At 65.4% G+C, this 26,343-nt stretch carries 24 protein-coding genes; 11 read left to right on the top strand and 13 right to left on the bottom strand.

The genetic code is table 11. The features are described from left to right. Window positions 1-46: 46 nt before the first annotated feature. From LV28_RS39125 to LV28_RS39110, 4 genes are all read right to left on the bottom strand, one after another. Window positions 47-1,144, bottom strand: coding sequence for a phosphotransferase (locus LV28_RS39125; protein ID WP_038620724.1), 1,098 nt, complete (start codon window positions 1,142-1,144; stop codon window positions 47-49). Window positions 1,145-1,242: 98 nt separating this feature from the next. Beyond that, window positions 1,243-1,959: a histidine phosphatase family protein gene (locus LV28_RS39120; RefSeq protein ID WP_023873875.1), complete on the bottom strand. Its 717-nt coding sequence runs from the start codon at window positions 1,957-1,959 to the stop codon at window positions 1,243-1,245. Window positions 1,960-2,127: 168 nt separating this feature from the next. Then, a complete protein-coding gene (locus tag LV28_RS39115; protein ID WP_038620726.1) occupies window positions 2,128-2,907 on the bottom strand; it encodes an oxepin-CoA hydrolase, alternative type in 780 nt (259 codons plus the stop codon). 16 nt (window positions 2,908-2,923) lie between these two features. Then, window positions 2,924-4,471, bottom strand: a complete 1,548-nt coding sequence (locus LV28_RS39110; protein WP_025249349.1) for a 3-hydroxyacyl-CoA dehydrogenase — start codon at window positions 4,469-4,471, stop codon at window positions 2,924-2,926. A gap of 507 nt (window positions 4,472-4,978) precedes the next feature. Here LV28_RS39110 and LV28_RS39105 point away from each other — a divergent pair. The 5 genes from LV28_RS39105 to LV28_RS39085 all read left to right on the top strand — a co-directional run bounded on the left by LV28_RS39105 (window position 4,979) and on the right by LV28_RS39085 (window position 9,773). After that, window positions 4,979-5,635: a glutathione S-transferase family protein gene (locus LV28_RS39105; RefSeq protein ID WP_023596623.1), complete on the top strand. Its 657-nt coding sequence runs from the start codon at window positions 4,979-4,981 to the stop codon at window positions 5,633-5,635. Between the two features lie 173 nt (window positions 5,636-5,808). Further along, the gene (locus LV28_RS39100) at window positions 5,809-6,759 is read left to right on the top strand and encodes a GlxA family transcriptional regulator (RefSeq protein WP_025249348.1); all 951 of its coding nucleotides are present in this window, start codon (window positions 5,809-5,811) and stop codon (window positions 6,757-6,759) included. A 336-nt stretch (window positions 6,760-7,095) separates the two neighbouring features. After that, window positions 7,096-7,854: an SDR family oxidoreductase gene (locus LV28_RS39095; protein WP_023596621.1), complete on the top strand. Its 759-nt coding sequence runs from the start codon at window positions 7,096-7,098 to the stop codon at window positions 7,852-7,854. 63 nt (window positions 7,855-7,917) lie between these two features. Continuing rightward, on the top strand, window positions 7,918-9,159 hold the full coding sequence (locus tag LV28_RS39090) for an MFS transporter (protein WP_048806596.1): 1,242 nt from the start codon (window positions 7,918-7,920) through the stop codon (window positions 9,157-9,159). Between the two features lie 74 nt (window positions 9,160-9,233). After that, window positions 9,234-9,773: a carboxymuconolactone decarboxylase family protein gene (locus LV28_RS39085; RefSeq protein WP_038620730.1), complete on the top strand. Its 540-nt coding sequence runs from the start codon at window positions 9,234-9,236 to the stop codon at window positions 9,771-9,773. A gap of 135 nt (window positions 9,774-9,908) precedes the next feature. Here LV28_RS39085 and LV28_RS39080 read toward each other — a convergent pair whose 3' ends face one another. Further along, window positions 9,909-11,096, bottom strand: coding sequence for a pyridoxal phosphate-dependent aminotransferase (locus LV28_RS39080; RefSeq protein ID WP_023873888.1), 1,188 nt, complete (start codon window positions 11,094-11,096; stop codon window positions 9,909-9,911). Between the two features lie 98 nt (window positions 11,097-11,194). Continuing rightward, the gene (locus tag LV28_RS39075; protein ID WP_023596617.1) at window positions 11,195-11,707 is read right to left on the bottom strand and encodes a putative toxin-antitoxin system toxin component, PIN family; all 513 of its coding nucleotides are present in this window, start codon (window positions 11,705-11,707) and stop codon (window positions 11,195-11,197) included. Window positions 11,708-11,754: 47 nt separating this feature from the next. Here LV28_RS39075 and yaaA point away from each other — a divergent pair, with 47 nt between their 5' ends. Both yaaA and LV28_RS39065 read left to right on the top strand, forming a co-directional pair. Continuing rightward, on the top strand, window positions 11,755-12,534 hold the full coding sequence (gene yaaA / locus LV28_RS39070) for a peroxide stress protein YaaA (protein WP_023873891.1): 780 nt from the start codon (window positions 11,755-11,757) through the stop codon (window positions 12,532-12,534). Window positions 12,535-12,613: 79 nt separating this feature from the next. Beyond that, window positions 12,614-13,762: a M14 family metallopeptidase gene (locus LV28_RS39065; RefSeq protein ID WP_038620733.1), complete on the top strand. Its 1,149-nt coding sequence runs from the start codon at window positions 12,614-12,616 to the stop codon at window positions 13,760-13,762. Between the two features lie 42 nt (window positions 13,763-13,804). Here LV28_RS39065 and LV28_RS39060 read toward each other — a convergent pair whose 3' ends face one another. Then, a complete protein-coding gene (locus LV28_RS39060) occupies window positions 13,805-14,443 on the bottom strand; it encodes a BspC domain-containing protein (protein WP_048806597.1) in 639 nt (212 codons plus the stop codon). Window positions 14,444-14,759: 316 nt separating this feature from the next. Here LV28_RS39060 and trmB point away from each other — a divergent pair, with 316 nt between their 5' ends. Continuing rightward, a complete protein-coding gene (gene trmB, locus LV28_RS39055; RefSeq protein ID WP_023596613.1) occupies window positions 14,760-15,440 on the top strand; it encodes a tRNA (guanine(46)-N(7))-methyltransferase TrmB in 681 nt (226 codons plus the stop codon). 45 nt (window positions 15,441-15,485) lie between these two features. Here trmB and LV28_RS39050 read toward each other — a convergent pair whose 3' ends face one another. The 6 genes from LV28_RS39050 to LV28_RS39025 form a co-directional block, all read right to left on the bottom strand. Continuing rightward, a complete protein-coding gene (locus tag LV28_RS39050) occupies window positions 15,486-16,664 on the bottom strand; it encodes a DUF2863 family protein (RefSeq protein WP_023596612.1) in 1,179 nt (392 codons plus the stop codon). Window positions 16,665-16,777: 113 nt separating this feature from the next. Continuing rightward, complete coding sequence (locus LV28_RS39045; protein WP_025249346.1) at window positions 16,778-17,341, bottom strand: methylated-DNA--[protein]-cysteine S-methyltransferase; 564 nt, start codon at window positions 17,339-17,341, stop codon at window positions 16,778-16,780. Further along, window positions 17,338-18,825, bottom strand: a complete 1,488-nt coding sequence (locus LV28_RS39040; RefSeq protein WP_023596610.1) for a DNA-3-methyladenine glycosylase 2 family protein — start codon at window positions 18,823-18,825, stop codon at window positions 17,338-17,340. The genes LV28_RS39045 and LV28_RS39040 overlap by 4 nt, the downstream gene beginning before the upstream one ends. A 356-nt stretch (window positions 18,826-19,181) precedes the next feature. Beyond that, window positions 19,182-21,890, bottom strand: coding sequence for an aconitate hydratase AcnA (gene acnA, locus LV28_RS39035; RefSeq protein ID WP_023596609.1), 2,709 nt, complete (start codon window positions 21,888-21,890; stop codon window positions 19,182-19,184). 222 nt (window positions 21,891-22,112) lie between these two features. Beyond that, window positions 22,113-22,604: a hypothetical protein gene (locus LV28_RS39030; RefSeq protein WP_023873894.1), complete on the bottom strand. Its 492-nt coding sequence runs from the start codon at window positions 22,602-22,604 to the stop codon at window positions 22,113-22,115. Window positions 22,605-23,189: 585 nt separating this feature from the next. Then, window positions 23,190-24,173, bottom strand: a complete 984-nt coding sequence (locus LV28_RS39025; RefSeq protein WP_023873895.1) for a malate dehydrogenase — start codon at window positions 24,171-24,173, stop codon at window positions 23,190-23,192. A gap of 343 nt (window positions 24,174-24,516) precedes the next feature. Here LV28_RS39025 and LV28_RS39020 point away from each other — a divergent pair, with 343 nt between their 5' ends. The 3 genes from LV28_RS39020 (at window position 24,517) to sdhD (ending at window position 26,341) form a co-directional block, all read left to right on the top strand. Continuing rightward, the gene (locus LV28_RS39020) at window positions 24,517-25,359 is read left to right on the top strand and encodes a GntR family transcriptional regulator (RefSeq protein WP_023596606.1); all 843 of its coding nucleotides are present in this window, start codon (window positions 24,517-24,519) and stop codon (window positions 25,357-25,359) included. A 201-nt stretch (window positions 25,360-25,560) separates the two neighbouring features. Next, window positions 25,561-25,974 carry a succinate dehydrogenase, cytochrome b556 subunit gene (gene sdhC / locus LV28_RS39015; protein ID WP_023596605.1) on the top strand — a complete coding sequence of 138 codons (414 nt, stop codon included), beginning with the start codon at window positions 25,561-25,563 and terminating at the stop codon, window positions 25,972-25,974. Between the two features lies 1 nt (window position 25,975). Continuing rightward, complete coding sequence (gene sdhD / locus LV28_RS39010) at window positions 25,976-26,341, top strand: succinate dehydrogenase, hydrophobic membrane anchor protein (RefSeq protein ID WP_023873896.1); 366 nt, start codon at window positions 25,976-25,978, stop codon at window positions 26,339-26,341. Window positions 26,342-26,343: the final 2 nt, after the last annotated feature.

Here is a 26,343-nt window from a genome sequence, read left to right as displayed (position 1 = left end):
TGCGGGCATCGAGCGGCCACGAAGCGTGCGAGGCCGCGGTGCGCCTTCACGCACGTTGCGCATCGCTGCGCTGGGCGTACTGCCAGGCGAGTTCGGCCATCGGGCGGGCGCGTCGGCCGGCGTCCAGCGCTTGTTGACTCGCGGCGGTACCGTCGCTCACGCGCTTCATGATGCCTTGCAGGATCGCCGCGATGCGGAACATGTTGTACGCGAGGTAGAAGTTCCATTGCGACGGTCGCGCGATCCCCGTGCGTTCGCTGTAACGCCTCACATAGTCGGATTCGTCGGGAATGCCCAGCGTCTCCCGATCCAGACCGGCAATGCCGCGAAACACGCCCGGACTGACATGCCAGGCCATGCAGTGGTAGCTGAAGTCGGCGAGCGGGTCGCCCAGCGTCGACAGTTCCCAGTCGAGCACGGCAAGCACGCGCGGCTCGCTGGGGTGGAAGATGAGATTGTCCAGCCGGAAGTCGCCGTGCACGATGGTGGTGCGCTCGGGTGCGTCGGTGGGCAAATGCTCGGGCAGCCACGCGATCAGGCGATCCATGGCATCGATGGTCTCGGTCTCCGACGCGCGGTATTGCTTGCTCCATCGCGCGATCTGGCGGGCGATATAGTCGCCGGGCTTGCCGTACGATTCGAGGCCGATCGCCCGGTAGTCCACGCGGTGCAGCGCCGAGATCACCCGGTTCATTTCGTCGTAGATGGCGCCGCGTTCGGCCGCCGTCATGCCGGGCAGGGCCGGATCCCACAGGACACGCCCCTCGACGAAGTCCATCACGTAGAACGCGAGACCGATCACGCCTTCGTCCTCGCACAGACCGCGCATGCGCGCTACCGGCACATCGGTGCCGGCGAGCGCATCCATCACGCGATACTCGCGCTCGATGGCGTGCGCGGACGGCAGCAGTCTGGCCGCCGGCGCGGGCTTGGTGCGCAGCACGTACGCCGCGCCGGGGGTTCTCAGGCGGTAGGTGGGATTCGATTGGCCGCCATTGAATTGCGTGATCGCGAGCGGCCCGGCGAAGCCGTCGACGTTCGCAACGAGCCAGCGCTCCAGCGCGGCGGCGTCGAAAGGCACGCGCGAACCCAGCGCGCGCTCGCCTGCGAATGCGGAAAAGTCCTGTGGAAGCTCCTCGGCCATGCTGTCTCCTGCATTTCCGGTGCAACGTGGATCGGGACGATTGCTACGATTCGGTAACTCGACGACTACCCGGCGAGATGCGCCGCGTTCGGCCGCGCTCAGTCTCGCCGACGTGTGCGCAGGAACGACGCGAAGATCTTCTCCATGACGGTGAGCCGGTTGTCGCGATGCAGCGGCTGCGGCGGCGCGAAGTTCATCAACCGTACCACCCAGTCCTGTGGCTTGTCGCCCACGTCGAGGGCGTTGATGCACGCGGGCGTCTGGGCGAGCTGCCCCAGGAATAGCCGTCCGTGCGGATGCATCGCATGCGAGAGAATCGCACGGTTCACGCCGCCATGCAGCACCAGCAGCACGGTGTCCCACGATGGGTCGGCACGCAACTCCGCCAGGGGCGGCACCACGCGATCGAGCAGCTCTCTCACCGACTCGCCGTTCATGAAGCGGGTCTCTTCCGGCACGAGTCCGTCGAAGGCGCTCAGGAACGCCTGCGCCAACTCGGCCGGCGGCACGTCGGCAAGACTGCCCGCGCGAATTTCCTGCCAGCAGGTCCACGTCTCGATATCGATCCGCTGCCCCGTCTCGGCCAGCACGCGCTCGGCGGTCTCGCGCGTGCGCGGCAGGCCGCTCACGATCACGCGGTCGAAACGGATATTCTCGGCGGCGAAGGCACGGCCGGCGGCGCTTGCCTGCTCACGGCCAAGGGCGTTCAGGGGGACGGTGTCGGCGTCGACGGGCTTGCCGCTGTCGTCGAAATAGGTCACGTCGCCGTGGCGCATCAGATAGATGCGGCGACGCGCGGGCGGAGTGAAAGTCAGCGGGCCGGCGGCGGTGCCGGGGTGGCCGAGAGCGCTCATGCGGTCAATCTCCTGAACGGGGTATGAGGGATACCGGTGTCCGCCACCCCGGGGTGGCGGCCGCGCGTGGGACGACGGCGTGGGGAGCACGGGGCGCCCGTGCCGCCCGCGCCGTCGTCGTTCGCGCGATCAGGTGTATTTTGCTGGACGTTTCTCGAGGAAGGCACTGATGCCCTCCAGACCGTCGGCATGGTGCAGCGATGCGACGAAGTTGTCGCGCTCGGCCCCGAGTTGCGAGGTGAGGGAATCGCTGGCACCGCTCTCGATGAGCGACTTGATACGGCCTACGGCGTTCGGCGAGAGCTGCGCGAGATCGGAAGCCCAGTTCAGGGCTTCGGCGCGTGCCTGACCCGGCGCGACCACGCGGTTGACCACACCCGCGGCCGCCAGACGCGACGCAGCCACCGGCTTGCCCTCGAGCAGGATCTCGGTGGCCAGCGCCCGCGGCAGGGCTTGCGAGAGGAACCACGAGCCGCCGCCGTCCGGGGTGAGGCCGACCTTGACATACGCCATCACGAACTTGGCGTTGTCGGCCGCCACGAGCAGATCGCAGGCAAGGGCGAGCGAGAAGCCCGCGCCCGCGGCGGCACCTTCGACGGCGGCGATGACCGGCTTCGGACAGGCGCGCAGCGCTTCGATCCACTCGGCCAGCGCGTCGATGCTCGCGGCCTGCACGGACGGGTCTTTCTGCCGATTTTCGAGCAGACGGTTGAGGTTGCCACCGGCGCAGAAGAAGTTGTCGGCGCCGGTGATCACCACCGCACGGATCGACGAATCGCGCTCGGCCGTGGCCAGCGCCTCGACGCCCGCGGCGTACATGTCCGGATGCAGCGCGTTGCGCGCTCCGGGGTTGGACAGCGTCAGCACCAGCGTATGGTCGATGCGTTCGGCAAGCAGTTCGGCGCTCATGGGGCGATTCTCCGGATCACTGTTCTTCGGTGAGCAGCGACACGCCGAGTTGCGCGCGGCGCGTGAGCCACGGCGACGGACGATAGCGCGGGTCGCCGTAGAACGATTGCAGATTGCGCAGCACCGTGAGCAACTGGCGCGCGCCCACGGCGTCGCCCAGCGCGAGCGGTCCCTTGGCGTAGCCCAGGCCCAGCGTCACGGCCCGGTCGATGTCGCCCGGCGAGGCAATGCGCTGCTGCGCGATGTCCGCACCGATGTTGACGATCGTGGCGATCACCCGTTGGGCGACGAATCCGGCCGAGTCGCGAATCACGGTCACCGGCGTGCCATCATGCGCGAACAGCGCGTGCGCCGCGTCGCGCGCGTCGACCGTGGTCACGGGCGTGGTCATCAGCGTGTGACGCTTGGCGCCCGCGAGCGGCAGCAGGGTGTCGACAGCTACAGTGCGCGTGGCGTCGAGGCCCTGCTCGACCGCGCATGTCGTCGCGTCGAGGCCGAGGGGGGTGACGACGATCAACGCCGAGTCCGACGGCTTGTCGCCGGCTTCGATGGTCACGCCCGTGGCACCGAGCAACTCCACCACGGCCGCGAAGCCGCGCGAATCGGCTCGGCTCACCCACACACTCGCGGGCAGTGTTTTCGGTGCGCTGGCCTCGGGCGGCACCTGCTGTTTGCCGTCGACATAGCGGTAGAAACCTTCACCGACCTTGCGTCCGAGCAGGCCACCGGCGAAACGCACTGCCGTGATCGGCGACGGGCGGAAGCGCGCCTCTTCGTAAAACTGGTGATAGATGGATTCCATCACCGGGTGCGAGACGTCGAGCGCCGTGAGGTCGAGCAGCTCGAACGTGCCGAGACGGAAGCCGGCCTGCTCGCGCAGGATACGGTCGATGTCCGCGAAGCTAGCAATGCCCTCGCTGGCCACGCGCAGGCCTTCGGTGTTCATGCCGCGGCCGGCGTGATTGACGATGAAGCCCGGCATGTCCTTGCAGCGCACGGCGGTGTGGCCCATTCGACGACCCAGCGAGAGCAGGGCGTCGCCGACCTCGGGCGCGGTGCGCAGCCCGTCGATGACCTCGACGACCTTCATGAGCGGGACCGGATTGAAGAAGTGGTAGCCGGCCACGCGCTCCGGGCGCTCGCAGGCCGCGGCAATGGCCGTGATCGAGAGCGACGACGTGTTCGATGCGAGGATCGCATCGGGCGCCACGATGCCTTCGAGCGAGCGAAACAGATCGCGCTTGATCTCGAGCTTCTCGATGATGGCCTCGACCACGAGCTGGCAGTCGGCGAGATCCTCGAGCGCGCCGCAGGCCTGCAAACGCCCCATCGTCGCCTCGACGCTCGATGCCTCGATCTTGCCCTTCGCGGCAAGCTTGTCGAGCGTGTCGCGCAGCGCGTCCAGCGCGGCCTGCACAGCCTTCGCGTTGGTGTCGTAGAGCTTGACGCGCAGTCCGGCCTGCGCGGCGATCTGGGCGATGCCCCGGCCCATGGCGCCTGCGCCGACGATGCCCAATACGTCGATGGTCGTGCCGGAGGAGGGGGATGCGGAGGATGCAGTCATTCGGAGTGTCTCGAGGTTGGTGTCGATTGTCGTCGATCGAAATCGTCATGCAGGTACGGTTGCGCCGTTGGACCGGCGCCGCAACGACGTCGTGGGGGACGCCGCGCGAACGTGACTCGCCATTCTATCGTCCGACCGGTCGGTCGGGAAATGAATTTCCTGCCGAGTTCGCGAGCAATGCAAACCGATGCGCCTGATGCGTTGCCGCTATTGTCGCCGATCTGGCGCACGCTGCCAGCGCTTGTTCCGCTGCGCGGTCAGCCTGCAAGATGGCGAAACCGATCGCTCCGCGGGCGGTGCCGCCGGATTTCGGGACACGCCGTCACGCCGGTGTTTCACGAAGGGTCGCGCAATGCCGTTACACTTCGGTTGGCCGCCGGTCGAGCCCGGCCGCTAACGAGCCGTCGCCCTGAGGGCGGCAGTGCATCTGGGACGCATCATGAACATTGCGCACGTCGCACGGCGCCTCGACGCCGATGACGCCGGCCGTGCCGCATGGGAGACATCATGTTGAAGCTGTACGGATTTCCTATCAGCAACTATTACAACAAGGTCAAGGTTGTGCTGTACGAGAAGGGCCTGTCCTTTGAGGAGTCGGAGTCCATTCCGAGCCAGGAAGAGCCGCTGCTGCAATGCTCGCCGCTTGGCAAGGTGCCGTATCTGCAAACCGAGCATGGCTATCTGGCGGAATCGCAGGTGATCTGCGATTACCTGGACGCCGCGCATCCGTCGCCGGCCTTGTTTTCGGCCGATCCGTGGCGTCAGGCCAAGGAGCGCGAATTACTGACGATGCTGGAACTGCATCTGGAGTTGGTCGTGCGCGAGGTGTACACGCAGGCGTTCTTCGGCGGCACGGTGTCGGAGGGCACGCGCTCGCGCACGGAAAAGCTGCTGCGCCGCAATATCGCGGCCTTCAAGCGTCTGGCGAAGTTCGCACCCTATGTCGCGGGCGACACTTTCACGATGGTAGACATTGCGGCGGCCATCCATTTGCCGATTCTCGGCATGGCGACGCAAGCGGTGTACGGCGAAGACTTCCTGCAGGCCGCCGGCATCGACTGGAAGGCTTACGCCAAGCTGATGGCCGAACGTGAGTCGTTCCAGCGCATGCGCGCGGAGCAGAAGGCATATCAGCAAGCGCAGAAGGAGAAGGCGGCGAAGTAACGTCGTCGGGGCGTGGGTCGCCAAAGGACACGGGCCGCCATCGGTTCATGCGTCGGCTGCGCAGATTGCAGACACGAAGGCGGCATTTCCGGCCATTGGCGGCCAACGCGCCACACAGCCGAGCACTTCGGTGGCAGGATGGGGCTGATCCGGCATTTCAGGAAGGGAACGCGATGCGACAGGTCGGCCTGATTCTCGAAGATGGCTTTCAACTCATGGGGCTGGCCGCGTTGACGGCCTTTGAATTCGCCAACGCCGAATTGGGGGCGCAGGGCTATCGTCTGACGATATTGTCCGAGCGCGGCGGTACGATCCGCTCGTCGATGAACGCGGGGATCGAAACGGTGCCCATCGGGGTCATGCCCGATACGCTTATGGTGGCAGGGGAACTGCTGCCCCAGGAAGTCTCGCCGGGGCTGAACGATTACGTCGCCCGAGCGGGTGACGAGGCACGCCGGGTAGCGGGGGTGTGCACCGGCGCCTTCGTCCTGGCCCAGGCGGGCCTGCTCGACGGCCGCGCAGCCACCACGCACTGGGCACATGCGCGCACGCTGCAGGCGCGCTTTCCGAAAGTTCGCGTGGACGAGGACCGCATCTTCATCCGCGACGGCAACATCTGGACGTCGGCCGGCATGTCCTCGGCCATCGACCTCACGCTGGCCCTGCTCGAAGACGACCATGGCCCGGCGCTGTCGCGCGCCATCGCGCGAAAGCTGGTCGTGTACCACCGCCGGCCGGGCGGCCAATCCCAGTTCTCGGCGATGTTGGAACTGGAACCACGCTCGGATCGGGTCCGACGGGCCCTGACGTATGCGCGCGAGAACCTGCGCAACGCGCTCTCCGTCGAGGAACTGGCCGACGCCGCCAGTCTGTCCCCGCGTCAGTTCAGCCGGGTGTTTCGGGAGGAAACCGGGCAGTCCCCCGCCAAGGCCGTGGAGATGCTGCGTCTGGAGGCCGCGCGCGTAATGCTCGAGCATGGCCGTCATCCGCTCGATGTCGTTGCCCGCGACACCGGTTTCACGGATCGGGATCGCATGCGACGTGCCTTTTTGCGCAACTACGGACAGCCGCCCGCGAGCCTCAAACGTCACCTGAAGCTGATGGAAGGTGACGAGGCGGCGTGACCTGATACGCCGGAACGATGTCATTCGGGCCGACCGGTGCACGGTGCGCCCGCCCGCATCGCCACCCAACGTGTGACATCCCTTTCCGCCTCGATCCGGGGAGCCGCGATGCCCGTCGCGCTCCGGCGTGATCCGGTCATCGTCCCGCGGTATTCGCGATCGTTCGAAACGTCCTTGTCGGCCCGGTTGCTCCCCGGGCTTTTTTGCGTGCATGCCGCCTGATGACGGGGATGTCCGTTATCGACGTTTATATGTCATTTGAGACTTCCTGCCGAGCGCGCATAGTGCATCCATCGACAAACAGCGCCGGTGCGGCGCACGACAAGGAAGACAATCATGCAAACGACCGGCAACACGATTTTCATCACAGGTGGCACCTCCGGCATCGGCCGCGCGCTCGCAGAGCAGTTCCACGCGCTGGGCAATAAAGTGATCATTGCCGGCCGCCGTCAGGCCTTGCTCGACGAAGTCGCCGCCGCCCATCCCGGCATTGACGGCGTGGCGCTCGACATCTCGGATGCAGCCGACATCGACCGCGTGGCCGCGCAACTGATCCGCGACTACCCGACACTGAATGTACTCATCAACAACGCCGGCATCATGCCGTTCGACGACGCATCCGGCCGGATCGACGACGCTGTCTCGCGGCGCATTCTGGATACCAACCTGCTGGGCCCCATCCGCCTGACCTCGGCGCTGGTCGAACACCTCAAGGCACAGCCGCGCGCCACCATCATCCACAACACCTCGATCCTCGCGTACGTGCCGATCGCCACCAATGCCGTGTATTCGGCCTCGAAGGCGGCGCTCCATTCCTACGCGCTGTCGCAGCGCTTCATGCTCAAAGACACCCGCGTGTCCGTGCAGGAAATCGCGCCGCCGTGGGTGGACACCGACCTGATCAAGAAGAGCGGCGATCCGCGTGCCATGCCGCTCGACGCCTTCATCGCCGAAACGATGAAGGGCCTGGCGACCGATGCGCCGGAGGTCTTCGTCGAGGCGGTTCGCGCGTTGCGCGACAACCCCGGCCTGGGCGAGCACGCCCTGGTCGACGGCTTCAACGCCGAGATCGCCGCCAACCCGATCCCGGTCTGACACGACCGCGCAATCACACGGGCCTGCTGCCGAGCGGGCCCGCTTCCCTCGGAGACCCGCGCCATGGCCGCGTCGCTTGCCCTGAATACCCGTGCCAACCTGCTTCCCGCCGGCTTTCTGGCCCTTGGCACCTTCGCCATCGGCACGGAAGGTTTCATGATCGCGCCATTGCTGCCGGTCATGGCGCGCGATTTCGCCATGCCGGTCCCGAGGGTAGCGTTGCTGGTTGTCGTATTCACGCTGGTGCTGGCGCTGTCCTCTCCGGTCGCCACCGTGGCCACCGGCCGGATGGCGCGCAAGCGGGTGCTGCTGCTGGCCATGTCGCTCTTCGCCATCGGTAATGCCGCCGCGGCGCTGTCGTCCTCGTTCGCCGTACTGCTCGGCGCTCGCGTGCTGATGGCCGTTGCCGCGGGCCTCTATGTGCCGGCGGCCAACGGGCTGGCCGGCGTCATCGTGGCTCCCGGCATGCGTGGCCGGGCTCTGGCCATCGTTAGCGCGGGGCAGACACTGGCCATTGCGCTGGGACTGCCGCTGGGCGGTGTGATCGGCCACGCTTTCGGTTGGCGGGCGACGTTCGGGCTGGTCGGCGCGATGAGCGCCATCGCAATCGTGGGAATCGCGGCGGGCATCGCACGCGAGGCGGGGCAGGGCGTCGTGGTGGCGAGCCTGCGCGAGCGCGTGTCGGTGACACGCCAACGAGCCATTCAGCGCCTCCTGGCCGTCAGCCTTTTCTGGGCCATCGGCGCGTTTGCCGTATATCCGTACATCGCCGAATACCTGGCGGCCGTTCTCGACTTCGATCCGAATGCGGTGACCGCGACGGTCTCGCTTTGGGGGCTGGCGGCGGCCGCCGGTGTGATGACCGGAGGCGTGTTCAATGACCGGTTCGGTGCCGAACGCGTGGTGCGCGCTTCGCTGGTGCTGCTCGCTCTTTCGTTCCTGGCACTGGCCGCCGCGTCCGGGTTGCCTGCGCGGATTGCCTTTGTGCCGGTACTCGTTGCTGTCGCGTCATGGGGCTTCACTGTCTGGTCGTTCTTTCCGGCTCAGATGTCGCGCCTGATCGGCGCCGGTGCCCCGGGGCAGGCAACCGTCGCCCTGGCGCTCAACACGTCGACCATGTACTTCGGCTTCTCGATTGGCAGCGCCCTGGGCGCGCTCGTATTGGGCACCGGCGCCCTCTGGGGCATCGGTCTCGTCGCGGCACTTGCCGAAGCCATTGCCCTGGGCCTGAACGCCCGACTCGGGACATGGCCCCAAGCCGCGAAGTCCCTCCATCGGAACGCAACGACCGGACTGGATGGTTGAGCACCGCTGATTTTCAACGTCCTCGCAAGGCGACGCTTTCGCCCGCGCGGACTCTCTCGAAAGGAAAACCCGTAATGACTTCACGTATCCAGACGCCCGCCGCAACCGTTGCCGCGGGCAACACTGCCGACGTTTTTGCCGCGATCCGCAAGGCCATTGGCATGGTGCCAAACGCCTACGCCGCTATCGGCGCCCTGAACACACCTGCGCTCCAGGCCATGCTCTCCGCCGATGCGGTTCTCTCGCATGGAACGCTGTCGGCGCAGGAACGCGAAATCGTCAAGCTGGTGGTGAGCGCCGTGGCCGGCTGCGACTATTGCGTGGCGGCACACAGCCTTGCCGCCAAGGCCTCCGGAATTCCGGTCGACGGCGTTCGTGCGATCCAGGCATTGACGCCGACGGGAGATGTGCGCCGGGATGCCCTGGTGAGATTCGTCCGTGTGCTCCAGGAAAGCCGGGGAACGATTGCGCCGCAGGAGCTCGAGGCATTCCAGGCAGCGGGTTTTGGGGACGAGGCGGTCGTCGACGTTGCACTGGCCATTGCGATCATCACGTTCACGAACGTATTCAATCGCGTCAACGACACCACGGTGGACTTCCCTGCACTGAAGTGAGGCGGCCAACCCGCGTGCCGGCACTCCATTTGCCGGTCGGCTATCGACCGGCGAACGGAGAACGGGGAACGGAGAACGGAGAACGGAGAACGGAGAACGGAGGTCGAGCGGGGGCGGCGCGATGCCGCGCGCCGCTCAGATCTTCGCGAGTCGCGCGAGCGCTTCGCGAAGCGTGGCGTCCTGCTTGGCGAAGCAGAAGCGCACCACGCCGGATTCGTGCGGTGAATGATAGAACGCCGACACCGGAATGGCGGCCACACCGATCTCGCCCGTTAGCCAAAGCGCGAAGTCGGCCTCGCTCATATCGCTGATCGCGCTGTAATCCACGCATTGGAAGTAGGTGCCTTCGCACGGCAGCAGTTTGAAACGCGTGGCGGCGAGCCCTTCGCGGAACAGGTCGCGCTTGCGCTGATAAAAGGCCGGGAGCGACAGATACGGCGTCGGGTCGCGCATGTAGTCCGCGAGTCCGACCTGCATCGGCGTGTTCACGGTGAACACGTTGAACTGATGCACCTTGCGGAACTCAGCCGACAACGCCGCCGGAGCGGCCACGAAACCGACCTTCCAGCCCGTTACGTGATACGTCTTGCCGAAGCTCGACACGATGAAACTGCGGCGCGCGAGCTCCGGATGGCGCGCCACGCTCTCGTGGCGCTTGCCGTCGTACACCATGTGTTCATAGACCTCGTCCGAGATCAGCAGGATGTCGGTGCCGGCCACGATCTCGGCAAGCTTCGCCAGATCCTTTTCATGCCACACCGTGCCGCTCGGATTGTGCGGCGTGTTGAACAGAATGAGGCGCGTGCGCGGCGTGATCGCGGCAGCCAGCTTGTCGAACGGAATCCGGAAGTCGGGCGCCTCGAGCGTGATGTAAACCGGCTTGCCACCGGCCAGCTCGATCGAAGGCACGTAGCTGTCGTACGTCGGTTCGAACACGATCACTTCGTCGCCCGGATGCACCGTGGCGAGAATCGCCGTGAGCAGTGCCTGCGTGGCGCCGGCCGTCACCGTGATTTCCGTGTTCCAGTCGTATGCCTGTCCGTAAAGCTGGCCGATTTTGTCCGCAATCGCCTGACGCAGCGCCGGAACGCCGGCCATCGGCGGGTACTGGTTGTGGTCTTCGCGCATGGCGCGCGAGACGGCGTCGACGATCTTCGGATCGCACGAGAAGTCGGGGAAGCCCTGGCCGAGGTTCACGGCCTGCTTCTCGGCGGCGAGCGCCGACATCACGGTGAAAATGGTGGTGCCGACATTCGGCAGGCGCGACGTGAGCGGCGGCGCGACCAGCGTCGGCGAAGGCGAAGCAGTGTGAGGCGCGTTCATTTATACGGTGGGACGAAGCAGTGATCAGGACGTCATTCTAACGCTTCGGCCTCGCTTCGGCCTCACTTCGGCCCCTGCTTCGACCCCGCTTCGACGCACTACCTGCCGATGGCCAGCAGCGACGTGAAGGCGCTGGCCGTCACGATACGAAAGCCGAACTGGCGTGCCACGCGGCTCCGGAGTTTAAGCACGGCCTTGTCCTTGCTGACGAGCCAATGCGCATGGCCGTCGCGCGCGGCTTCGAGGAACTTCTGGTCGTCGCGGTCACGGCACAGGGGCAGGGACGCGGGCGGGGCAGCGTCGTCCGGCACCACGATACGGTGCGTGTGGGCGTCGACCCAGGCGAGTGCCGCCGCGTTGTCGATTTCGCGCGAGGCGAATTGCGGGTAGGTCAGCACCACGGCGAGTTCGTCGCGGCAGCGCGGCGCCATGAGTGCCGTGAGGCGGCGCTCCACGAGCGCGTCGCGCACCGGCCGGGCGACGGGGTCGTCGAAAACCAGCAGGTCGATCCAGACATTGGTGTCGAGCACCACGCGCGGCGGTGTGGCCAGGGTGTCGAGATGCTCGGCGAAGGCCCGGTCGGCGGGCGTGGCAACAGCGTTTTGAAGCATTGGATAGAATGTCGGTTTCTCGTTTTTGCAGGAACGCTGCACCCAATATGATAATTGTTCTTTCGCCGGCCAAATCGCTCGACTACGAAACGCCGCCGCACGTGAGCACGCACACCGTGCCGCAGTTCGTTGACGACGCGGCCGAATTGATCGAGGGCCTGCGCGAACTGAGCCCGGCGCAGGTCGGCTCGCTCATGAGCATCTCCGATCAGCTGGCCGTCCTCAACGCCAACCGGTATGCCGAGTGGTCCCCGCGCTTCGACACCACCAACGCCAAGCAAGCCGTGCTCGCTTTCAACGGCGACGTCTACGAAGGGCTCGCCGCGCGCAGCCTGAGCGCAACGCAACTCGACTTCGCACAGAAGCATCTGCGCATTCTCTCCGGCCTGTATGGCGTACTGCGGCCGCTCGACCTGCTGCAACCGTATCGTCTGGAGATGGGCACGCGTTTTGCCAACAAGCGCGGGCGTGACTTGTATGCGTTCTGGGGCGAGCGCGTGACGCATACGATCAATGCGTCGCTTGCCGAGCATGCCGAGCCGCGTCGCGTGCTCGTGAATCTGGCGTCCGAGGAGTATTTCCGGGTCATCAAGCGACGTCTGGTGGCGGCGCCCGTGATCACGCCGGTGTTCGAAGACTGGAAGAGCGGCAAGTACAAGATCATCAGTTTCTACGCCAAGCGGGCACGAGGGCTGATGGCGCGCTACGCCATCGAGCGCGGCGTGACCGACGTGCAGCAGCTCAAGGCATTCGACAGCGAGGGCTACGCGTTCGACGACAGCGTGTCGAACGATGCGCTCTGGGTCTTCCGCCGCCGAGTGGCATAGCGCCAGACAACCACGGGCCCCGAGCCAATGCGCCGGGGCCTCTTCGTTTTTGCCAGTCCTTGCGTCAGTGAGACAAGCCATGACCGTTCACATCAGCAGCCGGTTCGACAGCGGCGCCATCGAAGTTGTCAGCGCCGCGCAGGCGGACGATATCCACGTGCGCATTCCCCAGGACAACGCCGCGGCGTTCGCGCAGTGGTTTCACTTCCGGGTGCAGGGCGTGGCGGGTGTGCCCTGCCGCATCGTGTTCGATAACGCGGGGCAGACGTCATACCCGCGCGGATGGGAGAACTACCGTGCGGTCGCATCGTACGATCGCGTGACCTGGTTTCGCGTGCCGACGTCGTACGACGGGCGTGTCATGACCGTCGCGTTCACGCCCGCGCATGACAGCGTCTACCTCGCCTATTTCGAACCCTATTCGGATGAACGCCACCTCGCGCTGGTCGGCACGGCGCAGAATTCACCGCTCGCCCGAACGCGCTCGCTGGGGCGCACCGTCGACGGCCGCGACATGACGTTGCTCACGGTGGGCGAGCCGCGTGCCGGCAAGCGCAACGTGTGGGTGATTGCACGTCAGCACCCGGGGGAGACGATGGCGGAGTGGTTCGTGGAAGGCATGCTGCGGCGGTTGTTGGGCGCGGGTGACTGGGCCGGCGACCCGCTCGCCCGGGCCGTGCTGGACGAAGCGACGCTGCACATCGTGCCGAACATGAATCCCGACGGCGCGGCGCGCGGCAATCTGCGTACCAATGCGGCGGGCGCGAACCTCAATCGCGAATGGCTCGAGCCCGATCCCGTGCGCAGCCCGGAAGTCTTCGTGGTACGCGAAGCCATCGAGGCGCTCGGCTGCGACATGTTCTTCGACATTCACGGCGACGAGGCGCTGCCCTACGTGTTCCTCGCCGGCAATGATGGGGTCGAGACGGCATCGCCCGAGTTGCTCGCCCGCGAGAAGGCATTCGGCGAACGTTTCAAGGCGGCCAGCCTCGACTTCCAGGACAAGTTCGGCTATCCGCCGGGCAAGCACGGGCCGGAGTCGCTCAAGCTCGCGTCGAAGTGGGTTGCCCACCGCTTTGGTTGTCTGGCGTTGACGCTGGAGATGCCGTTCAAGGACAACGCCAACCGGCCCGACACGCACACAGGCTGGAACGGCGCGCGCAGCGCGGCGCTCGGTGCGTCGATGCTGGCGGCGATCTGGGCGCAGATGCAGGCGGACCAGAAGTAAGCCGTGAACGCGATACGGCGTCCGGGACGCCGCATCGTGCGATCAGTGCGCCTTCTTCCTGGTCGTGGCCTTTTTGGTGCCGGACGACTTCGACGACGACTTGCTGCCCGACGACTTCGCAGCGCTCCGCTTGCCCGACTTCGCGGTGGCGTGCGATGCCTTGCCGCGCGTGTGACCGCGTGACGCGCGCTTGACCGGTTGCTCGACCTGCGGCAGCGGCGACGTGTAATCGAAGCCCATCATGCGGCCGTCCGCGTAGCCACAACGTATGTGGATGTTGTCCGTCTGGCCGGTGGTGCGTTTGCCGATGCCGTCGAGCTCGACCATCTGCGTGACGTCGACGCGCTGTTTGCGATCGTCGAATGGCCCCGACCATGGCGCGACTTTGGCGTGGTCCGCGTCGAGGGCGTTGTCGGCGTACTCGACGCTCTCGTACCCGGGCAGCGTCGCCACGACGAAGCTCGCATGCGCGGCGCAGTCGGCGACCAGCGGGTCGGCGTGGCGCGTGTTGATGAACTGCTCGACCAGCGCACGATGCTGCTCGAGCGTGAAGGCCTGTGCAGGAGGCGCGAAGGCCGACAGGCAAAACGGCGCGGCCACGGCGATCGAGGCGGAAGCGGCGACCTGGCGCACGGCTCGCATCACGACGCCGACGGCGCGTTGAAAAAATCGATTCGACATTACTTGACGTAGTCTCGGGGGCGGACGGGTCTGGACAGACCCGAGCATTGCAGAGCAATGCGGGCACGCGGTGGTCCATCGTATGAGCCGATTGCGTGCGCCGCTCGCGAAGAGGCTTGGCCGCATTTTGAAAGACAGCGGCTAGGCGGCTCCCATCTTAACCGAAAAAAGCGCCGCTCACGCCCGCCGGGTAAGCCCGCAAACGTAACAGGGCAGGGCGGGAAAGTGACGGCGCGTTACAATGCGGGCCTGATTCACGCTTCGATGCCACGCCGGCCTGCGCAAACTTCGCGCGTTCGCACCGCATTCCTTTCGCATGTTCGCAAACTCACGCACTGTCGAGAGTGCTCAAACCGGTCCGCACGACAAGCTCGCGGACCTCGTGCATCGTCATCGCGAAGCGGTGTTCCGCAAACCGCTGGCCGCTTACAGCGCGGCGGCTTTCGACGCGGCGATGCACGCCTGGCGCACCGCCGGCGCCGCGCCGCTCATCGTCGACGCCGGTTGTGGCGTAGGCGAAAGCACGTTACGTCTGGCAACGCAGTTTCCCGATCACTTCGTCATCGGCATCGACCAGTCGGAGAGTCGCATCGTGCGAGGCAAGGATTGGTGGGAAGGCGTGTGGCCCGAGAACTTCGTGTGGGTGCGTGCGGATCTCGTCGACTTCTGGCGGCAGTTGGCCGACGCAGGCGTTCGCCCGGCACGCCACTACCTTCTCTATCCGAATCCGTGGCCGAAGATCGGGCAGCTCTCGCGTCGCTGGCACGCGCACGCCGTGTTTCCCACGGTCATCGCGCTGGGCGGCGTGCTCGAGTGCCGCAGCAACTGGCACCTCTACATCGAGGAATTCGCCCTGGCCACCGAGTGGCTCAGCGGTGTGCGCCCGAGCGTCGAGACGTGGGCCCCGACGCCCGGCGATGCGCCCATGACGCCGTTCGAGCGCAAGTACCTCGCGTCCGGCCATGGACTGCATCGTTGCGTGGTGACGTTGCCGTGAGCGCACGGCCGCACCGTCCCCGGCACCATGTCGGCGCCGACGCGATCAGTGGAAATGCGGACGGCTCGGTTCGGCGTCTTCCGGCATTTCGGCGTGGACCACCTCGCCCACCGGATCGGGATACAGCGGCACGCCGCAATCGTCGCAATACTCGGGATCGAAGCGGCCCGGATGCTTGCGAATCTCCGTCACGCCGCACGCCTTGAGCAAGTCCGTGACCTCATCGAGTGCGCCGCCCTCGACTTCCCCATTCTCGCGGCCGTACAGCGGCCATACGACGCCGTAGATCACGTCGTTGCTACCGCGCTGCGTGAAGCTGATGCGGTACTCGTCGATGTTCTGTTCGCCGAACCCGGCGATCACGGCGCGCAACTCCGGCGGCGTGAGCGTGAGCACGTCTTCGAGATAGCGCAGCGCTGTGCGGATCGTGTGCGGGCGAATGCGTTCGTCGGCCTCGCGACAGCTCGCATAGTAGGCGTCGGGCAGCAGGCATTCGATTTCGCAGCCGGGCAGGAGTGCGTTCAGGTTCGGGCCACCCTGTGCCGACCAGGCTTCCTGGCATTGGCCGCGCTCGGCGTGACGCGCGCCGTCTTCCTGCCAGCGGAACATCGGCGCGCCCTTGGGCACCGTGACGGCAGCGAGAAGGAAGCGCGGATCCGCGAGAATGGGCGCGGTCTCCGGCAGATCGCCGCCCGGTTGCTTCACTTCGGCGTTGTCGACGGCCGCACGCACGAGCTGCTGCGTGACTTTCCACGATTCGCAATGCGTTCGCGGGAGCTGATCGATGCTGTAGAGGTACGGCGAAATCGCCACACGGGCCGATTCGGCCAGCACGTGCGCATGCAGGTGCGCGCGGATCGGCATCAGGGCGTCGCCTTTCACGGGGCCCGAGGGAATCGCATAGCGTGTCCAGGCGAGAATCGGCACGGCGACGAGCAGGCCGTCCCAGACCTGGCCGTCGGCCTCGGGCTCGGCCGATTCGCTTTGCGATTCGATCAGGTCGGCCAGCGCGCCGTAGGCCTCGCTGTGATTGGCCTGCAGGTGGTCGAGCGCGGCGTCGATGGCGGGCTGGTTGCCCGTGCGCAATACGCGGGTGAGGAGCGTATCGAGCTGGGCTTCCCAGAAGCGGTCTTCGATACGGCTTCCCGAGGCGGCCAGCGCGAGCGCGTGGCCGACCAGCTTTTCGGCGTCGGGAGTCAGTCGTTTGGCGGTGCGTGAGCGCATAGTCGTGCAAAGCAGAAACACATGAACTCACGATTGTACGGCATGCGTGAACGCGATTGATGGTACGTACCGCCGAATCGCGTCGTCCCCGTCGGATCGGGGAGGGGCGGGCGTCAGAAATCGAAGGCCAGATTGGCCGGCGCCGACAGTCGCGTGCGACGCGTGGCCGGGGCGCCGGTGCCGGTGACCGGCGCGAGTGCGGCGCCTTCGAGCGAGAGCAGCGCCAGCTTGCGCTCCAGTCCGCCGGCGTAGCCTGTCAGCGTGCCGTCCGCGCCGATCACGCGGTGGCAGGGGACGATGATCGATATCGGATTCCGCCCGTTTGCGGCGCCGACCGCGCGCGACTTGTTGACGTCGCCCAGTGCATGCGCGAGGTCGCCGTAGCTGCGCGTTTCACCGAAGGGAATGCGTTGCAGTTCGGCCCACACCTGCTGCTGAAACGAGGTGCCTTGCGGGGCGATCGGCAGCTCGAACAGGCGGCGGCCTTCGTGAAAGTACTCATCGAGTTGCTGCTTCGCCGTGGCGAGCACGGCAAGATCGTCGCCGTCACGGCGCACGTCCTGGTTGTCGGGCCAATCCTTCTGGTGCGAGAAATACACGCCGGTGAGCGCTTCGCCGTTTGCGACGAGCAGCATTTCACCGAACGGACTGTCGTAGAACGTTTCATAGCGGGTCATGCACTTTCCTCCAGCAAAATCCCGACAGGTTGCCCTGCCGGTCCCTGTGCCGCCGCGCGCCAGACATGTAGCGCCGCGTATGCACGCCAGGGCGCCCAGCGGGCCGCGCGTGCGGCCACGCCACGACCGTCCGCCACGCCCAGCGCCTGGCGCAGCACCAGATCATCCACCGGCATCGCGTCCGGCGAACCGAGGGCACGCATCGCAATGTACTGCGCCGTCCATGGGCCGATGCCCTTGATCGCCAGCAACGCGGCGACGGTCGTCTCGAGCGGTGCGAGCGGGTCCAGTCGCAGGCGGCCCTCCACGATCGCCCTCGAGACGCCGTGAATCGCGGCAATTCGACTTCGAATGATACCGGCTTCGCCAATCGCGTCCGCGGGAGCCGCAAGCATCTGCGTCGCGCTCGGGAACGTATGGGTCAGGCCATGCACGGGTGAGGGCAGCGGCGTGCCGAAGCGCTGCGCCAGACGGCCAAGCAGACGGCGCGCGCCCTTGACCGTGATCTGCTGCCCGACGATCGCCCGCATTGCGATCTCGAACCCGTCGACGGCGCCGGGCACGCGAAGTCCCGGGGTGGCGGCGGCCAGCTTGCCCAGGTGCGAATCGATCACATCCGGGCGTGCGCCCAGATCGAACAGGTGACGCAGCTTGCCCAGCACCTGCGGCACGCTCCCCGCCAGGGCCGGTGGCAGGGTCACCTGCAGGGCGTGGCGATCCGGCAGCGGGGTCACGCGGCACCAGCCCGCAACGATCCGGCCGTCCTGACGTTCGATGTCGAGGGTTCGCGTGTATGTGTCCGCCTCGCGCACCTCCACACCTTCGATGGCGCGCTCGCCGAGGAAATCGAGCAGGGCATGCCACGCGAGCGGCGGGCGATAGGCGAGCTGGAAGACGAGATCCCCGTCGGGCAGGGCGGCATGTCGGGCGTTCTGGCGAAGGCGTCCTGGCGGGAAGCCGTATCGCGTCTTGAACAGGCCATTGAAGCGTCGCACGCTGCCGAAGCCTGCGGCCATCGCGACCTCCGTCACGGGGAGTGCCGTGTCGGTGAGCAGTCGCTTGGCGAGCAGCAGGCGCTGGGTTTGCGCGTACTCGACCGGCGATACGCCGAATTCGTCTGCAAAGATCCGGCGCAGATGTCGCTCCGTGATGCCGATGCGTGCCGCGAGCGCCGGCAGGTCCGCGTGATTCAGAAAACCTTCGTCGATCATTGCCGCCGCGGCGTCGGCGAGCTCGCGCGTGGCATCGAAGCGGGCACTGCCGGGGGCGAGTTCCGGCCGGCACTTGAGACAGGGGCGGAACCCGGCCTTTTCCGCAGCGGCGGCGCTGCCGTAGAACGAGCAGTTCTCGAAGCGGGGCGTGCGCACATTGCACACCGGGCGGCAATAGATACCGGTCGACGCGACACCGACGAAGAACCAGCCGTCGAAGCGCCGGTCGCGGGCGGAGACGGCCTTGTAGCAGACCTCGGGGTCGAGCGTCATGGGAGAAGTCCGGCAGGGCGGGGGAACATGACACCACTCTACGCGCCAGACAGGGCGCGGGCTAGTCATTTTCGGACATGACAGCGGCATACCGGTGCGGCGAACGCTGGTTCGTGCGCCGGGGCGTGGGGAGATGGCGACGAATGCTGCGGATGGGTCGAATGGGTCGGATGGGGTCGGGGTTAGCGGGGGGCGGGGGGCGGGGGGGCGTGGGGGCGGCAATTTAGCGGAAGGAGCGATGATCTCCGGCAACCGTAAACGACAAAAACCCGGCACGAGGCCGGGTTTTGAAGCACTGCCGACAACGAGCGAGGCCCGTTACCCGGCAGTGCGGATCGGCGCTGTGCCGATGTCGATCAGGCGGCCGCGAGCAGTTGACGCAGCACGAACGGCAGGATGCCGCCGTGCTTGTAGTAGTCCACCTCGATCGGCGTGTCGATGCGCAGCAGGACCTGCACCTTCTGCGTATCGCCGTTCTTGCGATGGATCACCAGCGTGACATCCTGTTGGGGCTTGATGTCCGTCGACAGCCCTTCGATGTCGAACGTCTCGTCGCCCGTGATGCCGAGCGACTGCGCGCTGTCCGAGCCCTTGAACTGCAGGGGCAACACGCCCATGCCGACCAGATTCGAGCGGTGGATGCGTTCGAACGAGCGGGCGATGACGGCCTTCACGCCCAGCAGTTGCGTGCCCTTGGCTGCCCAGTCGCGGGACGAACCCGTGCCGTACTCCTCACCGCCGAACACCACCGTCGGGGTGTTCTCGCCGACGTACTTCATGGCGGCGTCGTAGATCGACAACTGCTCGCCGCTCGGCTGGTGAATCGTCAGGCCGCCTTCGACGCGCGAGCCGTCTTCCTTCGGCGGGATCATCAGGTTCTTGATGCGCACGTTGGCAAACGTGCCGCGCATCATCACTTCGTGGTTGCCGCGGCGCGAGCCGTAGCTGTTGAAGTCCGCCTTGAGCACGCCGTTTTCGAGCAGCCACTTGCCTGCCGGCGACGTTTCCTTGATCGAGCCCGCCGGGCTGATGTGATCCGTCGTGACGGAGTCGCCGAACACGCCCAGCGCGCGTGCGCCGTGGATCGGCTTGATGTCGGCATTCGGCTCCATCGCGAAGCCCTCGAAGAACGGCGGCTCGGCGATGTACGTCGACGTCGGCCAATCGTAGACCTGGCCCTTCGAGCCCTTGATCTTCGCCCACAGCGGGCTCGGGTCCTTCACCGTGTCGTAGTTCGCCTTGAAGACCTTCGCGTTCATCGCGAACTTCATCAGCTTGTGGATCTCTTCGCTGGTCGGCCAGATGTCGCCCAGGTAGATGTCGCGGCCGCCCTTGCCCTTGCCGACCGGCTCCGTCATCAGGTCGCGGGTCACGTTGCCGGCGATGGCGTACGCGACGACCAGCGGCGGCGAAGCGAGGAAGTTGGCGCGGATGTTCGGGTGGATGCGCGCTTCGAAATTGCGGTTGCCCGACAGCACCGCGGCGGCGACCAGATCGTTCTTCACGATCGTCTCGTTCAGCTCGGCCGTCAGATCGCCGGCGTTACCGATACAGGTCGTGCAGCCGTATGCCGTCACGCCGAAGCCCAGCTTCTCCAGGTACGGCAGCAGGCCGGCGGCTTCGAGATACTCGGTAACCACACGGCTTCCCGGGGCGAGCGACGTCTTGATGTGCGGCGCGACCTTCAGGCCGGCTTCCACCGCCTTCTTGGCCAGCAGGCCGGCCGCGAGCAGCACGCTCGGATTCGACGTGTTCGTGCACGACGTGATGGCCGCGATCAGCACGTCGCCATTGCGCACGTCGATGCCGCTTTCCGTCTTGTAAGTCGCGTCGAGCTGCTCCTGGGTCTGATTGAAACCGTTCTCGGCGACCGGCTTCGTGAACAGATCCTTGAACGTCGACTTCACGTTGCCGATCTCGATGCGGTCCTGCGGGCGCTTCGGTCCGGCCAGCGACGGTGCGACCGTGCCCAGGTCCAGCGTGAGCGTCTTCGTGTAGTCGATTTCGTTCGTCTTCGGAATGCCGAAGAGCTTCTGGGCCTTGAAATACGCTTCGAACGCGTCGATCTCCGACTTCGTGCGGCCCGTGCCCTTGAAGTAATCGATCGTCTTTTCATCGACCGGGAAGAAGCCCATCGTGGCGCCGTATTCCGGCGCCATGTTGGCGATGGTGGCGCGGTCCGGCAGCGCGAGGCTGGTCGTGCCTTCGCCGAAGAATTCGACGAACTTGCCGACGACCTTCTCCTTGCGCAGCATTTCCGTGATCGTCAGCACCAGATCGGTCGCGGTCACGCCTTCACGCAGACGGCCCGTGAGCTCCACGCCCACGACGTCCGGCGTAAGGAAATACACCGGCTGGCCCAGCATGCCGGCTTCGGCTTCGATGCCGCCAACGCCCCAGCCCACCACGCCGATGCCATTGATCATGGTCGTGTGGCTGTCCGTGCCCACGAGGGTGTCCGGATAGAACACGTTGTCCTTCTTGTGCACGCCGCGAGCCAGATATTCCAGGTTCACCTGGTGCACGATGCCGAAGCCGGGCTGCACCACGCCGAACGTGTCGAACGCCTGCATGCCCCACTTCATGAACTGATAGCGCTCGTTGTTGCGCTGGAATTCCAGCTTCATGTTCAGGTCGAGCGCCTTCTTCTCGCGGAAGTGATCGATCTGGACCGAGTGGTCGACCACAAGATCCACCGGCACGAGCGGCTCGATGCGCTTCGGATTCTTGCCCTGGCGCTCGGCCACGTTACGCATGGCGGCAAGGTCGGCCAGCAGCGGCACACCGGTGAAATCCTGCAGCACGACGCGCGCCACGACGAACGGGATTTCGTCGACGCGTTCAGCGTTCGGCTTCCAGTTAGCCAGTTGGCGGACATGCTCCTCGGTCACTTTCTTGCCGTCGCAATTGCGCAGCACCGACTCGAGCACGATGCGGATCGACACGGGCAGGCGTGCGACATTCACACCCAGGGCTTCACCGAGTTGGGGCAGCGAATAGAACTTGCCTTTCTTGCCGCCGCCGAGTTTGAACTCTTTCAGCGTTTTGTGGAGGTTGTGGGCCATGATCTTTCCTTGAGTGATACAGAAAAACGAAGCGGTGGTGATTCGATTAATGGGGGCCAGCTTCGCACGGGCACTGGCGTGTGTGCCCGCTGCGGCCCCGTTGCGCCGGATGGCCGGTGCGACGGGTCTTGCAGAGATTGCGAATGTTGCAGATGCAGCGGCAGGAAAGCGGCTGGTGCGTCGTGCGTCATGCGTTCCGTGTTGGCGTCAACCCGGTGGTGCTCAGTTGGCCACCTTGATCAGTTCGTTCGATTGCGTCGGAGCCAGCTTGTTCTGCTCGGCCATCGCGTGCGTCATGCATTCGTCGGCCAGACGGGCGCCGCCGTCGCGGTGCGTGAACAGCATGGCCTTGGCCGGAATCACGACCAGGTCCAGGCCGCTGGCGGCGTCATAGAAGCGGTCGGCGCCGGTCGTCGTCTGCTGGCGCGGCAACTTGTAATTGCGCCCCGACCAGAACAGCGTCAGGATCTGGTCGCGCTTCATGTCGCCCTTCAGGAACAGGCGCTCGTTGTCCTTGCAGCTCCACAGTTCCGAGCCTTCGTCCGGTTGGGCGGGGGCGGCAGCAACCGTCGCCTTCTTCGCCGGCGCCTTCTTCTTCGGCGCGGCCTTCTTGGTCGTCTTGTGCTTCGGAGCCGGGGTGTCGGCAGCGAACGCGGCCGGTACGAGCGCCGTGGAGCACAGGGCAACCAGCGCGGTCAGGCAAAGCTTCTTCATGGTGAGTCTCCGAAAACAAAGTAAGGGCTGACAAAAGCGCAGATTATCGTACGAAGTCCGCGTCGTTCGACGTCACCATACAAATTTTTTCAATTCCTTCGCGCCAGACGCCACCGGCGACGACGGCAGGTGCCGGCGTCGCGCGAGCGTGGGTATTGCGGTATGGAACCCGGAAGACTGGCGTGTCGGGAAGACGCTGGTGCGCGGACAAGCCGTCTGGGTGGGGCGCGGTGCGCGAAGGGCGGAAAACTTGGCGAAGCAAACGCGGCGGACGGCGCCGGATGTGGCGGTGCAGCAGGGACGCCGCGAGCAGCACACCGGGGAGCCGGTGCCATGCACGTTCTGCAGCAGTCGGACGTTGCATTCGCTTGGCCAAGGAATCGCTCGATATTGCGAGAAACAGTGCGTCTAGCATACCGCGATGGCTGCGCGGCGTCGCGACACTGTGAATTCGAGAGGCGCTGGGATCTTCCGTGCAATAAAGGGAAGTGCGCGGGAAGTGCGCCGGCGCTGGGGGTGGTCGCCGGCGCAGTTCCGGCGCCGTGCAACGCTTGTGGCGTCGCACGGTGCCGGGTCCCCGGGGGATTAGCCCAGCAGATGTGCCACGCCGGCGCGCTCTTCTTCGAGCTCCTTGAGCGTGAAGTCCATCTTTTCGCGCGAGTAGGCGTCGATTTCGAGGCCTTCCACGCGCTTGTACTTGCCGTTCTCGCAGATCACCGGCACGCCATAGATGACGTCTTCCGGAATGCCGTACGAGCCGTCCGACGGAATGCCCATCGTGACCCACTTGCCGTTCGAGCCGAGCACCCAGTCATGGATGTGGTCGATGGCGGCGTTGGCAGCCGAAGCGGCCGACGACAGCCCGCGGGCTTCGATGATCGCCGCACCGCGCTTGCCGACGGTCGGCAGGAACACGTCGTTGTTCCACACGTCGTCGTTGATCATTTCCTTGACGCTCTTGCCGTCGATCGTGGCGAAGCGATAGTCGGCGTACATCGTCGGCGAGTGGTTGCCCCACACGGCCAGCTTCTCGATGCTGGCGACCGGCTTGCCGGTCTTCGCGGCGATCTGCGACAGGGCGCGGTTGTGATCCAGGCGCAGCATCGCGGTGAAGTTTTCCTTCGGCAGGTTCGGCGCCGATTTCATGGCGATGTAGGCGTTGGTGTTGGCCGGGTTGCCGACCACCAGCACCTTCACGTTGCGGCTGGCGACTTCGTCCAGCGCCTTGCCCTGCACCGTGAAGATCGCGCCGTTGGCTTCGAGCAGATCCTTGCGCTCCATGCCCTTCGAGCGCGGACGGGCACCAACCAGCAGGGCGACGTCGGCATCCTTGAAGGCGACCTTCGGGTCGTCGGTCACGACCACGCCGGCGAGCAGCGGGAACGCGCAGTCCTCGAGCTCCATCACGACGCCCTTGACGGCGGCTTGAGCTTGCGGGAGGTCGAGCAGTTGCAGGATGACGGGCTGATCCTTGCCGAGCATGTCGCCGTTGGCGATGCGGAACAGCAGGGAGTAGCCGATTTGGCCAGCGGCGCCGGTGACGGCGACACGCATTGCGGGTTTTGCCATGAGAATCTCTCCAGACGTGTACAAATTCCTGCGAAGCTCAGAAGAAGCTCGCCGTCCGGGTGGCATCTTGGTTGCCAGGCTGACAGCGCCGCGTCATATGAAGCTTCTAAAATTCCTTGACCTACGGAAGCTTGCGGGCTGCGGGGTGTGCTGCCGTCGACGTGTGCGAAGCGCCCGACTCTCTTATAAGATAGCGGTGCTGCGGCTGCAGGCCCCTGTTAGCCCGCGTCAGTGTAGGAGTCGTCATCACGAATGTCAACTCTATCTTATGTCTTATATAAGACATAGGATTATTGCTGTTATTCGATGGACGAAGGCCTTGATTTGTGGTCAAATCGCCGCCATGAATGCGAACGTTCGCGACACATCCAACCCCACGCCGCCCGTCGATGTCCAGCAGCGACCGGACAGCGCGCGCGACGCCGCACCGGGCTCCCAGGCTCAGCAGGGCGCGGCCGGCGCGGGAGCGTCGCCGACCTTCAGCCCGCTTTATCAGCAGATCAAGGGGCTCATCACACAGAGCCTGCAGGCCGGCGAGTGGAAGCCCGGCGAAATCATTCCCAGCGAAGTCGATCTGGCCGCCCGCTACAAGGTGAGTCAGGGGACGGTGCGCAAAGCCATCGACGAGCTTGCGGCCGAGAATCTGCTTGTGCGCCGTCAGGGGCGGGGCACGTTCGTTGCGACACACCACGAGGACCGGGTGCAGTTCCGGTTTCTGCGTCTTGCGCCCGATTCGGGCGAACCTCACCACCCGCCAAGTCGCCTGATCGAGTGCCGCCGCATGCGCGCACCGGCGGAGATCGCTCGTCAGCTGGAGCTGCGCGCGGGCGACGGCGTGATCCTGATCCGGCGCATGATGGATTTCTCGGACCGTCCGACGGTCCTCGACGAAATCTGGCTGCCGGGGGCGCTGTTTCGTGGCCTGACCGCAGAGAAGCTCAACGAATACAAGGGGCCGATGTACGGCCTGTTCGAAGACGAGTTCGGCACGCGCATGATTCGCGCCGTGGAAAAGGTTCGCGCCGTGGCCGCGGACGACATGACCGCGGATTTGCTGAAGGTGCCGAAGGGTTTCCCGCTGTTGAGTGTGGAACGAGTTTCCTACACTTACGGGGACAAGCCGGTGGAAGTGCGCCGGGGCTGGTATGTCACCACGGAACACCATTACCAGAACGAACTGAGCTGAAAGCGTTGAATTGAGAGGTAGGGCGGCTCATCCGGGAGCGCGTCGGTGTCGTGGCCGGTGCGCGACCGTGAGTCGGGGGCTTGAGGGGCGGCGTGTCGTGCGCCGTTGGCAGGAATTTCCGGACGCTTTGGAACCGGTATGGTGCAACGCACTAGAATCGGCGCTAAAATCCGGAGCTGATGTAACTACATGGGGTCTAGCATGGCTGAAGTGGTAAAAAAAGAGCGGCCAGTCTACAGGAATATCGGTATCGGACAGATTGTCACGTACCGTCTTCCGCCGGCTGGTATCGTTTCCATTCTGCACCGTATTAGCGGTGTGATCTTGTTCCTTCTGTTGCCGTTCGCGCTTTTCTTGTTCGAACAGAGCCTCACGTCGGAACTCAGCTTCGACGTTCTGCGAAGCATCGCCTCCAACTGGTTTGTCAAACTCGTCATCCTTGCCTTGTCGTGGGGCTTCCTGCACCACTTCTGCGCTGGCCTGCGCCATCTGCGCATGGACTTCAATCACGATGCCGTGAGCAAGGAAGGTGGCAAGAATTCGGCGGTGGTCGTCCTGGCCGTGTCGCTGGTGCTGACGCTGGCCGTCGCCCTCAAGCTGTTCGGAGCGTTCTAAGATGGCACAGAACAATATTGGTTCGAAGCGTCTCGTCGTCGGGGCTCACTACGGCCTGCGCGACTGGATCGCTCAACGCATGACCGCGGTCATCATGGCCGTGTACACCGTGATCCTGCTGGTGTGGTTCTTCACCGCCAAGGATTTCTCCTACGAAGGCTGGGCCGGCATCTTCGCTCATCAGTGGATGAAGCTGGCCACGTTCGTCACGCTGCTCGCGCTGTTCTATCACGCGTGGGTCGGTGTGCGCGACATCTGGATGGACTACGTCAAGCCGGTCGGTGTGCGACTGGCGCTGTACGCGCTGACGATCGTCTGGCTGCTGGCTTGTGCCGGCTATGCCGCGCAGATTCTGTGGAGAGTGTAAAG

Origin of the sequence: Pandoraea pnomenusa, from assembly GCF_000767615.3 — a bacterium.
In the GTDB taxonomy this organism is placed as follows: Bacteria; Pseudomonadota; Gammaproteobacteria; order Burkholderiales; family Burkholderiaceae; genus Pandoraea; species Pandoraea pnomenusa.
Note: the sequence above shows the minus strand (reverse complement) of the source record. Positions and strands in the feature narration are given on the sequence as shown.

Bases quoted from the DNA above. Each gene is read 5' to 3' on its own strand.
- yaaA (WP_023873891.1), top strand. From the start codon at position 11,755: ATGATAATTGTTCTTTCGCCGGCCAAATCGCTCGACTACGAAACGCCG.
- LV28_RS39060 (WP_048806597.1), bottom strand. From the start codon at position 14,443: ATGTCGAATCGATTTTTTCAACGCGCCGTCGGCGTCGTGATGCGAGCC.
- LV28_RS39085 (WP_038620730.1), top strand. From the start codon at position 9,234: ATGACTTCACGTATCCAGACGCCCGCCGCAACCGTTGCCGCGGGCAAC.
- trmB (WP_023596613.1), top strand. From the start codon at position 14,760: ATGTTCGCAAACTCACGCACTGTCGAGAGTGCTCAAACCGGTCCGCAC.
- LV28_RS39040 (WP_023596610.1), bottom strand. From the start codon at position 18,825: ATGACGCTCGACCCCGAGGTCTGCTACAAGGCCGTCTCCGCCCGCGAC.
- LV28_RS39115 (WP_038620726.1), bottom strand. From the start codon at position 2,907: ATGAGCGCCGAACTGCTTGCCGAACGCATCGACCATACGCTGGTGCTG.
- LV28_RS39080 (WP_023873888.1), bottom strand. From the start codon at position 11,096: ATGAACGCGCCTCACACTGCTTCGCCTTCGCCGACGCTGGTCGCGCCG.
- LV28_RS39075 (WP_023596617.1), bottom strand. From the start codon at position 11,707: ATGCTTCAAAACGCTGTTGCCACGCCCGCCGACCGGGCCTTCGCCGAG.
- LV28_RS39030 (WP_023873894.1), bottom strand. From the start codon at position 22,604: ATGAAGAAGCTTTGCCTGACCGCGCTGGTTGCCCTGTGCTCCACGGCG.
- LV28_RS39105 (WP_023596623.1), top strand. From the start codon at position 4,979: ATGTTGAAGCTGTACGGATTTCCTATCAGCAACTATTACAACAAGGTC.
- LV28_RS39090 (WP_048806596.1), top strand. From the start codon at position 7,918: ATGGCCGCGTCGCTTGCCCTGAATACCCGTGCCAACCTGCTTCCCGCC.
- LV28_RS39125 (WP_038620724.1), bottom strand. From the start codon at position 1,144: ATGGCCGAGGAGCTTCCACAGGACTTTTCCGCATTCGCAGGCGAGCGC.
- LV28_RS39020 (WP_023596606.1), top strand. From the start codon at position 24,517: ATGAATGCGAACGTTCGCGACACATCCAACCCCACGCCGCCCGTCGAT.
- sdhC (WP_023596605.1), top strand. From the start codon at position 25,561: ATGGCTGAAGTGGTAAAAAAAGAGCGGCCAGTCTACAGGAATATCGGT.
- LV28_RS39025 (WP_023873895.1), bottom strand. From the start codon at position 24,173: ATGGCAAAACCCGCAATGCGTGTCGCCGTCACCGGCGCCGCTGGCCAA.
- LV28_RS39110 (WP_025249349.1), bottom strand. From the start codon at position 4,471: ATGACTGCATCCTCCGCATCCCCCTCCTCCGGCACGACCATCGACGTA.
- LV28_RS39095 (WP_023596621.1), top strand. From the start codon at position 7,096: ATGCAAACGACCGGCAACACGATTTTCATCACAGGTGGCACCTCCGGC.
- LV28_RS39065 (WP_038620733.1), top strand. From the start codon at position 12,614: ATGACCGTTCACATCAGCAGCCGGTTCGACAGCGGCGCCATCGAAGTT.
- sdhD (WP_023873896.1), top strand. From the start codon at position 25,976: ATGGCACAGAACAATATTGGTTCGAAGCGTCTCGTCGTCGGGGCTCAC.
- LV28_RS39045 (WP_025249346.1), bottom strand. From the start codon at position 17,341: ATGACCCGCTATGAAACGTTCTACGACAGTCCGTTCGGTGAAATGCTG.
- LV28_RS39050 (WP_023596612.1), bottom strand. From the start codon at position 16,664: ATGCGCTCACGCACCGCCAAACGACTGACTCCCGACGCCGAAAAGCTG.
- acnA (WP_023596609.1), bottom strand. From the start codon at position 21,890: ATGGCCCACAACCTCCACAAAACGCTGAAAGAGTTCAAACTCGGCGGC.
- LV28_RS39100 (WP_025249348.1), top strand. From the start codon at position 5,809: ATGCGACAGGTCGGCCTGATTCTCGAAGATGGCTTTCAACTCATGGGG.